Origin of the sequence: Paenibacillus polymyxa, from assembly GCF_015710975.1 — a bacterium.
GTDB lineage: Bacteria > Bacillota > Bacilli > Paenibacillales > Paenibacillaceae > Paenibacillus > Paenibacillus polymyxa.
In genome coordinates, this window is sequence record NZ_CP049783.1 from 4093848 (window position 1) to 4109508 (window position 15661).

Below are 15661 nucleotides of genomic sequence, written 5' to 3' on the forward strand. Positions count from 1 at the left end.
GCTAGGAAGGGGAATTCTCTTGAGTAATCGTTCTTTGAATGGAACAGACTTTACCGCGATGGTTTTAGCCGGGGCGGAACAATTACAGCAGCATGCGGAGCATGTCAATTCACTAAATGTATTCCCGGTGCCAGATGGTGATACGGGAACCAATATGAATCTGACGATGAGCGCGGGCGTAACGGAATTGAAGAGGGGAGATTCTTCCTCCATCGGTGTCATGTCCGGCATCTTATCCAAAGGCTTGCTGATGGGGGCCCGCGGCAATTCAGGGGTTATCCTGTCTCAGTTGTTCCGTGGCTTCAGCCGTTACGCTGCCCCATACGAGGAATTGAATACCCTTCAGTTCGCATCGGCATTGCAGAGCGGGGTGGATGCGGCCTACAAGGCGGTGGTTAAGCCGGTGGAGGGTACAATTCTTACCGTGGCGAAGGAAGCGGCCAGACATGCTGTGTTTTTCTCGCGCCGGACGAACGACATCACAGAACTGATGGAAGAAGTGCTTGCCAAAGCAAAGGAAACGCTTGCCATGACGCAGGACATGCTCCCTGTACTGAAGCAAGTAGGGGTTGTAGACTCGGGTGGACAAGGACTTGTGTATATTTATGAAGGATTTATGCAGCATCTTGGAAGCGGATTGGTGACATCTCCAACTTCAAAAGGCGATAGTGTACGCCCGGTTTTTGCTCCTTATGTATCGGAGAGACCTACAGCTGCGCCTGTGGCTCCTTCTCCAGATGCGCCGATTTCTGCGCAGGCGAAGCTCGAAACGGAGAATATTGAATTTTTGTATGATATGGAGTTTTTTATTAATCGACAATTGGGCGAAGCGCAAGGTACAAATTTTGATGAGGAAGCTTTCCGGAAAGCGTTGTCAGTAGATGGTGATTCGATTATCGTTATTTCGGATGATGATGTCATCAAGGTTCATGTGCATTCGAAGGCTCCAGGTGAAGTCTTGAATCTTGCGCTGCGTTACGGGGAAATTACACAGATTCGAATTTTGAATATGCGCGAGCAGCATCGTGATTTGCTGTCTGCAGGTATGGATGGTGCTCCTGAGCCTGAATGGTTTGCAGAAATACCAACAGAGCCTGCACGTGAGGAGGAGCCATCTGAGCCTCCAGCTCATGAGCTAGCACCTTTTGGCTTTATAGCTGTGGCTTCTGGTGAAGGGATTGCTGATATTTTCAAAAGCTTGGGTGTTGATGTTGTCCTTTCGGGTGGTCAGACGATGAATCCGAGCACAGAAGACTTCGTGAATGCGGCTCGCTCGATTGCGGCTCAACATATTTTTATTCTGCCGAATAATTCCAATATAATCTTGGCTGCTGAACAAGCGCGTGAATTGTTAGAGGTGGAACGTTTGGTGTCGGTGATTCCAAGCAAAACAATTCCTCAGGGCATTGCAGCAGCATTTGCTTACCAAGAGGAAGAAGCCTTTGAGGTAAACCAAGATAATATGCGGGACGCAGTTACCCGTGTGAAGTCTGGACAAGTGACCTATGCGGTTCGGGATACGACACTTGATGATCTGCATATTACAGCGGGCCACTACATTGGTATTCAGGATTCTAAGATCGTGGCGACTGAGGAGCAATTAATGGCAACATCCCGCCTTTTGCTGGCGAAAATGCTGGTGAATGGCGATGAAATTGTTACGATTCTTACAGGTTCGGACGCAAAACAAGAAGAGACAAATCAGCTTGTTGCGTGGCTTGAAGAAAATTATTCGGATGTTGAAGTGGAAGTTCATGAAGGTGGTCAGCCGATTTATCCTTATCTGTTCTCAGTGGAAACCTGATGTGCTTTGGCACACCCATGGTAGTCCACTACAAAGGAGGTCTGACTGATGAGAACTATCATTTTGACAGATAGCACGGCTGATATTCCACAGGAAATAGCAGATCGTCTCGGCATAGTCATTGTACCATTGACGGTGATGTTCGGCAGCACAGCTTACCTGGACGGTATTGAGATGTCAGCTGCACAGTTTTACAGCGAACTGGTACGGGCTGATGAACTGCCTACAACGTCACAGCCATCACCAGCCCGTTTTTTGGAGACGTACACGGAGCTGTTGGAGCAATACCCCGAGAGCCAGGTTATCTCTATCCATTTATCCTCCGGTGTGAGCGGAACGTACCAGTCCGCTCTGCTGGGTAAATCCATGTTGGAGAAGCATGAAGATAGAGTGACCGTTATGGATTCTAAGTCGGCCTCGTACGGATACGGTATGCTCGTGGTTTACGCCGCAGAGCTGGCAGCTGCCGGGCAATCCCCGGCTGAAATTATTCAGGGTGTGGAACGTCTTGGGGAACGTCGTTGTTTGTATTTCCTGGTGGATACACTGGAATACTTGCAAAAAGGCGGACGAATTGGCAAGGCAGCGGCTATGGTTGGTACGTTGCTTAACATTAAGCCAATTCTTTCGATTGACAAAGAAGGTATTATTTATTCGGCTGATAAGGCGAGAGGGCATAAAAAAGCGACAGCACGAATTATTGAACTGCTGGAGCGGGATTTAAAAGGCCAAAAAATTAATATTGCTGTGGGTCATACGGCAGATCGCTCGGCGGCAGAAGCGTTTGTGGCTCAGCTGGCAGAGCATTTTGAACTGGGCGATCAAATATATACTGAACTTGGCGCTGTGATCGGAACTCATGTGGGACCAGGAACGATTGGTATTTTTGCATGGCCGGCCGGAGATGAGAGGTAATATGCTGCAATTGGATCAAATACCATTAAAACAAATACACGGCGTGAGTGCTCTCAAAGAAGGAGAGCTTCACGCTTTTGGCATTTCTAACGTGCAAGATATGCTGGAATATTATCCGTTTCGGTATGAAGATTACCGACTGCGATCGCTAAGCGAAGTGAAGGACGGAGATAAGATTACAGTACAGGCGAAAATTATGGGCATTCCGGTGCTTCAGCGTTACGGACGCAAATCAAGGTTAACTTGTAAATTGATGGCTGAGGATTGGATGTTTACTGCAACATGGTTTAATCGGCATTTTTTGAAGGATCAGCTAACATCAGGTCGTGAAATTGTGGTGACTGGTAAATGGGACCTCAAGCGGATGCAGATGACTGTTGCAGATTCTGAGTTTCCTGATAAAGGAGTAGCCCGTTCGGGGACACTTCAACCGGTGTACTCTATAGGCGGCAAGGTTACGCAAAGTTGGATGCGAAAAATAATGAACCAGACGCTCCAGCAGTTTGGTGAAATGATTCCCGAAATATTGCCTGAGTTGCTTGTACGCAAATATAGTATGATGCCGCGCAAGCAGGCTATTGCGGGTATACACCAGCCTCAGGACAATCGCGAGGGGCAAGAGGCTCGTCGGCGGATGGTGTATGAGGAGCTATTTTTATTTCAACTGAAAATGCAGGCATTCCGGGCGTTAAATCGTGGTCGAGCGGACGGGGTGGTACATACGGTGGATAACGCCACGATTCGTGAATTTGTAAGAGCTTTGCCTTTTGAATTAACAGACGCACAGAAGAAGGTAGAGCTTGAAATACTGCACGATCTACGCTCACCTTATTGTATGAACCGTCTGCTTCAAGGGGATGTTGGGTCGGGGAAAACTGTGGTTGCCGCCATCGGTTTATTCGCAACAGTACGTTCCGGTTTTCAGGGAGCACTGATGGTGCCAACCGAAATATTGGCCGAGCAGCATATGCGGTCGCTTCACAAGCTGTTTGAACCCTTTGGAATCAGCGTGGGGTTACTGACAGGAAGTACAACTGGGAAGAAGCGTAAGGAGTTGCTTGCCGCTCTTCAAATGGGTCTGCTGGATATTGTGGTGGGCACGCATGCCCTTATTCAGGAGGATGTGTATTTCCGCCAGCTTGGACTAGTTGTAACGGATGAGCAGCACAGGTTCGGAGTCAACCAGCGTAGTGTACTGCGCCGCAAGGGCTACAACCCCGATGTGCTGACCATGACCGCCACACCGATCCCGCGTACGCTGGCGATTACTGCTTTTGGTGATATGGATGTTTCTACAATATCAGAGCGGCCAAAGGGACGGATTCCAATTTCTACGTATTGGGTGAAGCACGAACTGATGGATCGAGTGCTCGGTTTTATTTCTCGTGAGGTAGATCAGGGACGGCAGGCTTATCTAATCTGCCCGTTGATTGAAGAGTCAGAGAAGCTGGATGTACAGAATGCCATCGATCTGCATATCCAAATGCAGCAGGCTTTTCCACATTATCGCGTTGGGCTGTTGCACGGACGAATGACTCCTGCAGAAAAGGAAGAAGTTATGCGTTCCTTCTATGCAAATGAGGTTCAGCTACTCGTTTCAACCACGGTTGTAGAGGTGGGGGTAGATGTGCCCAATGCGACGCTAATGATTATTATGGATGCAGATCGCTTTGGATTGTCCCAGCTACATCAGTTACGTGGACGTGTTGGAAGGGGCGCACATGCCTCATACTGTGTACTGATCGCGGATCCTAAGTCGGAGGTTGGTCAAGAGCGGATGAAGGTAATGACCGATACGGACGATGGTTTTGAGGTTGCTAGACGCGATCTGGATTTGAGAGGGCCGGGGGATTTCTTTGGCACCAAGCAGAGCGGGTTGCCCGAGTTTCGGTTAGCAGATATGGTAGCGGACTTTGAGGTGCTGGAAAAGGCACGTGAGGATGCAACTGATCTAATCAAGGACTCCTCTTTTTGGACATCTCCGCAGTATGAAGCACTTCGCGGTTATTTGCAAAAAGAGCAGATTTTCCAAGGGGATCTTATCGACTGACCCACCATGAATGATGAGGATGTTCTAAACGTTTCTAACAGATAGGTACAATGGACAGGCTGACCGTCATATATTTGGGAATGACCGAATGATATGGGAGGTGTGGCAACATTGAGCTATCAGCAATATGGAATTAGTCCGCAATTGGTGGAGCGGATTAAGTTAAAAATGAAAAATCGTGCGCTCAAGGAGCGGGTTAAGCAGCAGATCGAGGGCGTGACCAAAGCAGATCTGCAAAACAAAGCTAAGGTGCGTCATCTTGTGAAGACCACTTCTGCTATTTTAAACGAGCGATTGACGGCTACACAGGAGGAGCAACTGACTGCCTTCGTATTGGCACAAAAAATTGATCCGTCTAATACGTTCCATCTGATCAAGCTATGGGGAATGTTCCGTTGATGCTGTTCGAACGGGTGCTTCAAAGCACTTTCCATGTTTTATGTGAAGCATAGATAAAAAAAGGATTGCCTGATGTTAGGCGATCCTTTTTGGCTTTATTTAAGGCTTTTGTATTTCATTCCCCGGGCAATAGGCAGTAGTCTTTTAGTGTGAAATTCTATTCGTAATAACCACCAATCTTGATAGACCGTTCCATGGCCTGTACACCTGGACGTACCGTTGTTCGGTGCAGAGAACGCTCCCTAGCCCAGAAAATTGTAAAGGTTAGCACGGTGACTGCTCCAGTAAGCGCATCACGCGAAGGACCAGAATCCGGTTACTGTACGGATGGTTCACCTTGTTCCCGTCTTGCCCGAACCTCCTGGACAATTTTTCTGTTCATTGTTTCCGTCAGCTCATAATTCTTCATTGGAAATACGGAGAGAAATGTCAGAACCCCCGGAATAATTGTAAATAGTAGTGTGAGCCAAATAAGGGTTGTATTTGTTTGGACGATATTAGGCTGATAACCCGCTAACGCCAGCGCATAACCACCCACGGCGCTGCCGATTGCGGCCGCCAATTTGGCCCGGAAAACGTTAGCTGAGAAAACCATCCCCTCTGATCTGTTTCCAGTTTTCCACTCTCCATAATCGACGCAATCTGCTAGCATTGTGGACATGACAACATAGTTCAGCCCCACACCGAAAGAAATGATACAGCTGAGAATAAAGACAAGTACAATAGAGTTGCCGCAGAAGAAAAGAGCTATCATGGATATGGAGGTGATTAGCACCCCTGCTATGCTAGTGCCTTTTTTGCCGATCCACTTGGCAATGAACGGAACTGCGACGTTACCTGCGATTTGAAATCCCACGGTTAGTCCCATAAACAGTGGAATGAATGCTTCGGCACCTAGGTTGTATTTGAAATAATACAAAGTAAAGGCATTACGAATGTTGGCAGTCATTTCGATAATAAAAAACGAGATGATCAACAGCCGCAAAGGTCGGTTTTCAATGAAGAATAGGCGGAGTACTCCTTTTAACGTTTGTTTTTCATGACGAGGCACTACGTGTTTTTCTTTTACGCCAAACACTGTAAACATCATGCAGACGAAGAACAGGCCACAAAGTACAGCAACCGCTCCAGCCCAGCCGTTGAAGAAATGGACGAGGGGAAGCGCTACGACATTGACCGTCCACAAGCCGGCACTTGCAACCGTACGAGGAACAGTCACGACCTTGGTTCGTTCTGCAGCATCTTTGGTTATAGCGGCGGACAGTGACCAATACGGAATATCCAATATGGAATAGCTAATGCTCCAAGCGATATAGGTAACATAGGCATAAACCAGCTTCCCGGCGGAAGAAAGGTCCGGACTGAGGAAGAGCGCCAAGGTGGTGAGTGTTACCAAGAAAGCCCCGATGAACATGTAAGGCCTAAACTTCCCCCAACGCGTATTCGTGTTGTCGACTGCAATGCCGATAAAGATATCAACTACCGCGTCAATCACCCGTGCCACCATCAGTAATGTCCCGACTGCAAGCGCATTCAATCCAAAGCTGTCAGTATAGAAGAACATAAGATAAACGGCGGTTAAATTGTAAATAACATTCATCCCATAACTACTCAGTGAGTAAGAGATCAGTGTTTTTAAACTGACTTTGTCATTATTTTTTGCAGATGCAGAAGTAAGCATGTTTTAACCCCTTTCAAAAATTGACGATCATAACAGACTGTAATGATACGTTTAACGCAAACTTGTAAGCGTTATCTTGAATTACAGAATAACAAAAGCTGCAGGAGGAGTACATGATTTTTCTAAAGCAGATGATAGCAAAAACAAAGATTGTCGCAAACATTCACAGGTTGAGGTTTCTTTTTAGCTCTTATAACATAATTCTTAATTTATGCTATATTTGTTACGGGAACACCGCCCTTGGTTAACTTTTAAATTCTGAAACGTGGAGGTTAGGAATGAGTGAGAATATGATTCAATTTGTAGATACACGTACCAGTTCAAAACATAAAAATATTACAGATTTAATCCTATATAATTGTGGTTCCGAGCCTTGTTCTCCCAACCAGGACTTTGGGCCTATCGCCAGGGATTTCAATCTTATCCACTTCGTATTAAAGGGGAGAGGCAAACTGGTATTAGATAAGGAAACATATAACATAGAGAAAGGACAGGCTTTTTTAATCCCTGCCAATAAGGCCGCTTATTATCAAGCTGATGAGTACGAGCCATGGGAGTACAGCTGGGTGGGGTTTATGGGGATCAAATCCGAAATGTACTTGCAGAACATCTCTCTTGTTCAGGATAATCCGTATGTGGTAAGTATCGGAGACATCACTTTTTTTCATTCGACCATTCTTGAAATGCTTCGTATAGGGAATAATACGCTTTCTTCATCCTTGGCTATTCAGGGGTATTTGTGCCATATTCTCGCCAAGCTGGTGCATGAATCGGGTGAAACGATGCCTGTGAAACAAGAGCTTCCCTATTCAGTTCAATCTATCAACTATATGGAGAAAAACTACAACGGTGGCATTCAAATCAATGAGGTGGCAGAGTATCTCGGCCTTCACCCAAATTACTTAACCTCTGTTTTTAAGCAGGAAATAGGCGAAACACCAAAGCAATATTTAATGAACATTCGGATTAAAAAGGCATGCGAGCTGTTACAGGATACCAGTTACTCTATTCAAGTAATCTCCAATTCGGTCGGTTACTCGGATCAACTGACCTTTTCACGGGCGTTTAAAAAAATGATGGGCATTTCTCCCAGCGCTTATCGTGAAAATATTCTTTGATTTTGCTATATATATCTTCTAAAAATACTGGTGATTGAGGTGGGTGTATTTTGATATCGTAAAGCTGTTGGTTTTTCCTGCATGGTATTTTAAAGGATTGCACGGAAGAACTCACTTTACGAGAGGGGAACTGCATGTGGATACACTCATTGCCTTTATTCCAGCCATAGGCTGGGGATTCATGCCCATACTGGCGCAAATGACAAAAGCCAGTCCTCGCGAGCAACTGACGGGGACGGTCATCGGTGCCGTATTGTTCGCACTGTGCCTGTATTCGTACTCACCTGTTAACTTTCAAATCACACCATTTATTGTGAGCTTTGTCTCAGGTGTGTTTTGGTCCGTAGGACAGTTGCTTCAATTTCAAGCTTTCCAGAAAGTAAGCGTTTCAACGGCCATTCCCATTATTTGTGGGCTACAACTTATGGGAACGACGCTTTTTGCAGCACTAATCTTGGGCGAATGGACGACTGGGTACCAATTTGGTATTGGATTAGCAGCGCTTATATTTATTTTGTCTGGCATCTTGCTGACGAGCTATCAGGGCAAATCAAGTGGTTTGTCCAAGCCTTTACCCCTTCAAATTCTTGTCATGTTGGTTTGTTCGGGTATAGCCTTAACCTTGTATGTTATTATTAATCAAATCTTTCATGTTTCCGGTCTGTCGGTCATCTTACCGCAATCACTTGGCATGCTGTGTTCTGCGCTTTTAATGAACTGTAAGGGAGGGCAGAAGCTTCATCTGGTTCAGGTGCTGCGCAATTTGTCTACGGGTTTGTCGTGGAGCGTGGCAAATTTGGCGCTATTCATTTCGAATGGGCTTATTGGAGTCGCTGCCAGTTTTCCGATCTCTCAGGCGAGTATCGCCATCTCCTGCGTTGGCAGTATTCTGATTTTCAGGGAAAAGAAGAGTCCCGGCGAATGGCTTCGTCTACTGGCCGGCATTACGGTAATCATGGTCGGAGTGGGATTGATTAGCCTGGTCAAGCTCTGAGATTTAGCAATTGAATATTAGCGGAATGCGCTGATTACAAACCCGTACCTTTTGAGATAGCTTGTAGCGTACCCGTTCTCGTCCAGCGCTACAAGCTACAGATTGCGGCTGACCGAGGCGGAAATATTAAAAATATTAGCTTTCGCAAGTAAACGGATAATGAGAAAACTCTATGTGAATGGTTTAACCATTGCATAGGTTTTTTTTGGAATTTTGTGTTTAACAGCGGTCATAGGACGCGCAATCACTGTCAAAGGAAGTAGTTTTCAGGTGAGTAGCTTTTGAGATTGAAATAACATCTCCCGCTGTAAAAGTATTTTTATAAATAATAGAAAGATTATCCGTTTGCTGTACTTTACTACAGTCATAAATGTGGTGCATTAATATATGTGACAGACAGCTTTGTACATGGCAGAAATTTCGTTGCGCATACTTCCTGATTACAGGTGTTTAAGATAGGTGTGTTATTCGGACAAGCTTATTTAGTTGTATTTTATAATAATTAATAAATGCAATGATGTTTTACAGTTTTGAGAGGCTCAAAAAGTGTCAATATAATGTTTTTATTCTATTTCGATGGATAGGATGAACATTAGGAAAAAGGCTTGTCTCAAAATAAACATAGAGACAAACCTTTTTTTAATTTTATTCATACCAAATGCTGCCTTCTGAAATCCATTGGACTCAAACCTAAGTGCGTTTTTATAAATTTTGTGAAGCTAGAAGGCTGTTCAAATCCAAGCTTCTCAGCAATTTGATGAATAGGCTCTTTAGTCGTTAAAAGCAAGTTTTCTGCAAGTTCCAGCACCCTGGATTTGATAAAATCCTGAGCTGTTCTACCGGTTTCTTTTTTTAGCATGTCCGAAAGATAATTAGGTGAATACCCCATTGCTTGAGCAAGGCCTTTTACACTTGGTGTACCTGATTTTTCAATAATATCCACTGTACACTGTTCATTTAAAAGCTCTTCGAACTTGGTGACGGCGTCTTTATAAACCACTGTTCTAGTGATAAATTGCCTGCCATAAAAGCGTTTAGCGTAGTTTAAGAGTAATTCTAAATTGGACACAACGAGTTCTTTCGTGTAAAGGTCTATATTTTTACTGTATTCATCTTCAATGTTCTTCACTATACGTTCAATCGTCTCTCTCTCTTGTTCAGAGAGCTGCAAGGCTTCATTTGCTTCGTATTCAAAAAAGCTGTACTCGGATATTTTTGACCATAGTGTGGTTCCTCTGATCATGTCAGGATGAACACAAAGCATCCAGCCATCCGAATATTCAGGTGTATAATTGCCCTCAGAAATCATGATTTGACCAGGAGCTGTGAAAACAAGGCTGCCTTCACGAAAATCATAGTTTTTTCTGCCGTATTTAAAATCACATTGAGTACCACTTTTTAGAGATATCACATAAAAATTCAACATGACGTCAGTGTTAAACATGGTTTCCGATGGATTAGCATTTTCAAAATTCATCGCAGTAATTAATGGATGTTTAGGTTTATTGTATCCGAGTAATTCATGTAAGTCAGATATTGATTCAACCGTTAACATGATTTGCCCTCCTTATGAACAAAACAATTCCTCGCAAATAGAAAGCTCTTCTTATCATATCCTTTGAATTTCAAGTAAGACATAGTCTAATCCACGATAAACTTGTTTGAATTACAGAACTATTTATCAGTAATCTGGACAATATCATCAGTAACCTGGATATGTACCTAATCGAATGGGTTGCAGTATAAATATATTACTTAAATGAAAAGGAGAATTACGATGATTACAAAAATCATCCTTATTACTGGAGCTACTGATGGAATCGGAAAAGTTGCGGCGAAAACCATGGCAAAGCAGGGACACACTGTGATCATTCATGGACGGAATCAAAACAAAGCACAGAGACCCTTAATGTATTTTCACCATTGCTCTTAACAGAGTTATTATTAGATGTTCTTTCAAAAAGCCCCTCAGCAAGGATCATTAATACCTCTTCCGCAACACATAGGATTGCCAAAAAACCAGATTTCAGCGATTTACAGTTGGAAAAGGACTACACCTCGTCCGGTGCGTATGCATCCTCCAAATTGTATACGATTTGGATCACAAGACACTGGTCAGCTGAACTAATGAGAAGGGGACTGAAAAATATAACTGCGAACGTGTTACATCCTGGTGCTGTTGCGACTAGATTTGGACAAGACAACGATAAAGGTTTAATTAATAATATAGTGTTTAAGTTGGCACTTCCATTCATGAATACGCCAGAAAAAGGAGCTGCTACAACCGTATATTTGGCCACATCACAAGAAGTAGAAAAGGTTAATGAGAGAAATTCTTTGGTAACATGAAGGAGGAAAAACCACGGGATCGATATTATTCTGTAGAAAACGAAATAAAAGTTTGGGATTACTGCCAAAAGGTTATTAGCCCTTATATGAATAAATAAGTACGGAGCAATAATAAGGTTTACGATGGCCCCTCTGCTTTCCTGAAGTTGAGGGGCTTTTTGTATTCATTTTCTTTCCTAATAATCAGTAATAGGGACAACTTTGTCTGTAATCAGGCTATGTTAACCATAGATCTGGAGTTTTAAACTATAAGTATCCATTAAGACAACCTTAGATGCGTTATCACGCTGTACCTAAGTGTAGGCTGGAAATAGTGTATGAAGGGGGATGAGATAGGGATACGAATACAATTCAAATACAACAATTTAGCTGATATCTGAAATATATAATATGAAAAATGAAAGGGGTATAACAAGTATGTGTAAAGTTCATGCATTGAGTGTTCTCAGTGCGAATGCGCCATTTGAACGGACGATGATTGAACGGAGGGAACTGCGCCCAGATGATGTTCTAATCGATATTAAGTATAGTGGTGTATGCCACACCGATGTTCATATGGTCCATAATGATGGAGGTTACTCTCAATTCCCAATGGTTCCCGGTCATGAAATGACAGGAATTGTAGAAGCGGTTGGAACGGAAGTAACTAAGTTTGTAGTGGGTGACCAGGTTGGAGTAGGGCCTCTCGTGAACTCTTGTGGAGAGTGCGAGAATTGCCTACGTGGTGAGAATATGTTCTGTAAAAAGGGCATGGTCATGATGTATAATTCCGTAGACTACGATGGAAATATTACTTACGGTAGTTACAGTCAAAAAATTGTAGTGAAGCAAAATTACGTACTTCAGATCCCAGATAGTTTGGGCTTAGATGTTGCCAGTCCACTACTCTGTGCAGGAGCTACGGCTTACTATCCTTTGAAACATTGGGGAGTAGGTCCAGGCAAAAAAGTCGCTATCGTCGGTATTGGAGGTATCGGCCACCTAGCTATCAAATATGCCCATGCATTAGGAGCTGAAGTTACGGCCTTGAGTCAGACAATGGATAAGAAAAGCGATGCGCTAAGTTTTGGCGCCGATCATTACTATGCAACGAACGATCCTGACACATTCTCGACGCTAGCTAGTCAATTTGATGTGATTTTCAACACGACCTCTGCAAGTCTTAATTTAGATGCTTACGTATCCATGCTTAATATAAATGGTACGTTTGTTATCATTGGTGATCCCGGTAAGTCGAACCAATTTAATACGCTCAGTTTGCTTATGGGTCGTCGCAGAATTGCAGCAACGCCTGGAGGCGATCTTCTTGAAACCCAAGAAATGCTTGATTTCTCCGCAGAGCATGGTATTGTCCCTGAAATTGAGGTAATTCACACCAATCAAATCAACGAAGCTTTTGAGCGACTTATCCGAAATGATGTGCGATATCGATTTGTTATTGATACATCTACCTTTTAAGTCGTATTTTCGAGGATAACTCAATAGACACAAACATCATCAAAAGCACTTATCTGAAAGACAGGACTTACAATAGAGCGGACGAATTGCTGCTCGTCCGCTTTTCTAATTTATAAATACGCTAGTAAATTAGCTCATAAGAATTTAAAAAGAGAAGAAGTGAATTTGTATTGAAAACATTGGCCATAGTTGGTGCAGATCCCTGATTGGACTTTTCACTGGCTAAAACGTTTGGTAAACACGGATTTCGCTATGATTTCAAGAACATAAGAGAAACTAGACCAGTATACTGAGCAATTAACTAAATTGAGGCTCAAGGTTTTGCTGCGGATATTACTAACAAAGCACAGCTTACTAGAGCTTTTCAAGAAATTAAAAGTACATTGGGAACTATAAATGTCATGGAATTCAGTCCATACAGCGGAAATGTACCTACGACATCGTTGAAGAAAGCCTTTTTTTAATTGAATTCAAATGTGTATACCAAGTTTCCGCTTTTTCAAGACAAGATAAAATGTTATACATTGGTTCTTTATTTTTGTTGACATTTAAAAGATGAAGCCCAGCCAACCAGAATTCCGTTCCGATCCTCATCCCCCACGAGCACATTAAGCTTTCTTGGCCTTTATGATCACAGAAATAATGTGATGATCCACGCTCGTACCAGATACCCAATCTTTGATGATTGATTTACATAATCCTATAAATTACCTGAATACAGAACTAATGTTTGGTATTATAATAAATAAGAATACATGTTCGTACGTATATGATCGTTTTTTTGGAGGGTGCAGCATGACTAAAACAACTGAGCGGACAATTCTTTTGGCGGATTGCCAGTCTTTTTATGCGAGTGTAGAAAAAGCTTCCTACCCAGAGTATAAAAATAAACCGCTTGCGGTAGCAGGCGATCCTGCACGCAGGTCTGGAATTATTTTAGCAGCATGTCCTATGGCTAAAAGTTTCGGGGTGTCTACAGCAGAACGGCTCGGTGAAGCCCTCAAGAAGTGTCCTGAGCTTGTGATCGTCCGTCCCCGTATGAAACACTATATCGATGTCTCTTTAGCAATTACGGATATATACAAGGAATACACCGACCTGGTAGAGGTGTTTAGTATCGATGAGCAGTTTCTGGACATTTCGGGTAGTTTTAAAATTTTTGGAGATTCTTTAACCGTTGCAAGAGAAATTCAAAAGAAGGTTCTTTTACAAACCGGGGTTTGGGTACGAATAGGAATCAGTTCCAATAAGGTTCTTGCCAAAAGCGCAACCGATATTTGGGCTAAAAAAATTAAAAGCGGTATATTCACGTTGCCCAAGACAGAATTAGAGCAGCTGCTCTGGCCACAGCCAGTTAATAAAATGTTTGGGGTAGGTTCGCGGATGTCGTCCCATTTTGAGCGGCTTGGTATGACAACCATTGGTGATATCGCTAGAACGTCTCTACCAGACCTTAAGTCTAAATTTCGCGCTCGTTTTGGAAAACAGTCGGATATACAGGCGGAGGTCATGTGGAAAACAGCCAATGGTCTAGATGAGAGTCCTGTAGCTCCGTATACCTTCAGTTCTCCACAAAAGTCGATAAGTCATATGATAACCCTACCCCAAGATTATTTGGAACCAAATGAAGTAGAGACCATCCTGCTTGAACTCTCGGAAGAAGTTTGTCGAGACAGTCGTCGTAAGGGGTGCATGGGCTCTGTCGTGACCGTTAGTTGTACATGTAGCCCATATGAGGCTCCCACCGGATTTTCCAGGCAAATGAAGCTTACAGATCCGACTAACAATACGAATAAAGTGTACAACGCAGCAAAAAAAATATTTTATAATTTTTGGAACGGTATGCCGATACGACGCTTAGGTGTCACTTTAAGTGGGTTGGTTGACGACCAAACTTATCAACTTTCCTTCTTTGAGGATCATGAGCGTATCCGCTCCTTGGAAGAAGCAACAGATAAAATTAAAGAACGCTATGGTAGCGCAGCTATCGTAAGAGCGTCCTCTTTGACCCAAGCTGGTCAGGCACTGGAGAGATCCCTAAAAATCGGGGGCATTATAAATAAATGAAGGGATATACTGATGTAATTTAGAATTACTAGAGCAAGGTCAGATCCCACTACATATTGGTCTGAAGGGTTCTTGGGAAACAGGTAAAACTAAAAAACTGTTAATCTTTGAATTAAAGTCTAGAAAATTATTGCTGGACTTTGTTAATACTACAATGCTATTTGGTATTTTAGCTGTGTTTTATACTTTTCCTTCGGTTCGAGTCCATACTCCTGTTTGTCCCAGCACTTTCCGCTGAATTTCACTTGCAATACTCAACGGATCTCCGAACAGGGAGAGACTTCCGCTCATATCCAGAAATTGTTCATCAATGCTGAAAACCTCAACCAAATCCGTATACTCATTATAGATTTCTGTTATTTTTAATGAGACATCGATATAATGCTGCATGCGCAGGCGTACAATGATAAGGTCAGGACATTTTTTACAGCTTCCCCCAGACGTTCTGCAGTGGATATACCATGTTTTTTGGCCAGCGGACACGTGGCTAAAATAACGCCTGAACGAAGTGCAGGGTCACCGGCCACAACGAGCGACTTATGTTGGTATGCGGGATTATCCGTTTTTTCGACGCTGGTGTAAAAGCTTTGGCAGTCCGCTAGAAATATGGTTCTACTTCCACGCTCCTTCACAATGTTGATCTCCTCTCCTGGCATGTGATTAATCATATTCCAGAATATTCTTGAACATATACCCTTATAGTAGTATTATATATAGAACAAGTGTTCCTAATACAAATGTATTTTTTGGAACATTACAGTTTACGGGAAACCTAGCATGGCGTATCATATTATCTTGAACAAAAACAAGTGGAAATGAATGAATA

The 15661-nt window shown here is 43.2% G+C and carries 12 protein-coding genes and 1 pseudogene; 10 read left to right on the forward strand and 3 right to left on the reverse strand.

All coding sequences use genetic code 11. The features are described 5' to 3' along the window. The first annotated feature begins 19 nt into the window (after positions 1 to 19). The 4 genes from G7035_RS18145 to G7035_RS18160 all read left to right on the forward strand — a co-directional run bounded on the left by G7035_RS18145 (position 20) and on the right by G7035_RS18160 (position 5168). A complete protein-coding gene (locus G7035_RS18145; RefSeq protein ID WP_019687942.1) occupies positions 20 to 1804 on the forward strand; it encodes a DAK2 domain-containing protein in 1785 nt (594 codons plus the stop codon). 48 nt (positions 1805 to 1852) lie between these two features. Further along, a complete protein-coding gene (locus G7035_RS18150; protein ID WP_016822343.1) occupies positions 1853 to 2719 on the forward strand; it encodes a DegV family protein in 867 nt (288 codons plus the stop codon). A 1-nt stretch (position 2720) separates the two neighbouring features. Continuing rightward, positions 2721 to 4769: an ATP-dependent DNA helicase RecG gene (gene recG, locus G7035_RS18155; protein ID WP_019687941.1), complete on the forward strand. Its 2049-nt coding sequence runs from the start codon at positions 2721 to 2723 to the stop codon at positions 4767 to 4769. Positions 4770 to 4880: 111 nt separating this feature from the next. Then, positions 4881 to 5168, forward strand: a complete 288-nt coding sequence (locus G7035_RS18160) for a stage VI sporulation protein F (protein WP_016822341.1) — start codon at positions 4881 to 4883, stop codon at positions 5166 to 5168. 316 nt (positions 5169 to 5484) lie between these two features. Here the strand turns inward: G7035_RS18160 and G7035_RS18165 are convergent, their stop codons facing one another. Then, a complete protein-coding gene (locus G7035_RS18165) occupies positions 5485 to 6849 on the reverse strand; it encodes an MFS transporter (RefSeq protein WP_019687940.1) in 1365 nt (454 codons plus the stop codon). Positions 6850 to 7127: 278 nt separating this feature from the next. Here G7035_RS18165 and G7035_RS18170 point away from each other — a divergent pair, with 278 nt between their 5' ends. Further along, entirely contained in the window at positions 7128 to 7967 is an 840-nt protein-coding gene (locus G7035_RS18170; RefSeq protein ID WP_019687939.1) for an AraC family transcriptional regulator, read from the forward strand. A 43-nt stretch (positions 7968 to 8010) separates the two neighbouring features. Further along, positions 8011 to 8961 (forward strand): GRP family sugar transporter, encoded by a 951-nt coding sequence (locus tag G7035_RS18175; protein WP_019687938.1) that lies wholly within the window; start codon positions 8011 to 8013, stop codon positions 8959 to 8961. A gap of 649 nt (positions 8962 to 9610) precedes the next feature. On the opposite strand, the gene G7035_RS18180 is transcribed toward G7035_RS18175, so the two are convergent. Then, on the reverse strand, positions 9611 to 10516 hold the full coding sequence (locus G7035_RS18180) for a helix-turn-helix domain-containing protein (protein ID WP_019687936.1): 906 nt from the start codon (positions 10514 to 10516) through the stop codon (positions 9611 to 9613). A 222-nt stretch (positions 10517 to 10738) separates the two neighbouring features. On the opposite strand from G7035_RS18180, the gene G7035_RS18185 reads away from it, so the two are divergent. The 4 genes from G7035_RS18185 to G7035_RS18200 all read left to right on the forward strand — a co-directional run bounded on the left by G7035_RS18185 (position 10739) and on the right by G7035_RS18200 (position 14835). After that, positions 10739 to 10894: an SDR family NAD(P)-dependent oxidoreductase gene (locus G7035_RS18185; protein WP_019687935.1), complete on the forward strand. Its 156-nt coding sequence runs from the start codon at positions 10739 to 10741 to the stop codon at positions 10892 to 10894. Then, a complete protein-coding gene (locus G7035_RS27925; RefSeq protein ID WP_019687934.1) occupies positions 10885 to 11310 on the forward strand; it encodes a Rossmann-fold NAD(P)-binding domain-containing protein in 426 nt (141 codons plus the stop codon). The genes G7035_RS18185 and G7035_RS27925 overlap by 10 nt, the downstream gene beginning before the upstream one ends. 417 nt (positions 11311 to 11727) lie before the next feature. Next, positions 11728 to 12768: an NAD(P)-dependent alcohol dehydrogenase gene (locus G7035_RS18195; RefSeq protein WP_019687933.1), complete on the forward strand. Its 1041-nt coding sequence runs from the start codon at positions 11728 to 11730 to the stop codon at positions 12766 to 12768. Between the two features lie 795 nt (positions 12769 to 13563). After that, complete coding sequence (locus G7035_RS18200) at positions 13564 to 14835, forward strand: DNA polymerase IV (protein ID WP_196478868.1); 1272 nt, start codon at positions 13564 to 13566, stop codon at positions 14833 to 14835. A gap of 198 nt (positions 14836 to 15033) precedes the next feature. Here G7035_RS18200 and G7035_RS18205 read toward each other — a convergent pair. Next, a pseudogene (locus G7035_RS18205) lies at positions 15034 to 15491 on the reverse strand (Y-family DNA polymerase); the annotation flags it as partial. Between the last annotated feature and the right edge of the window lie 170 nt (positions 15492 to 15661).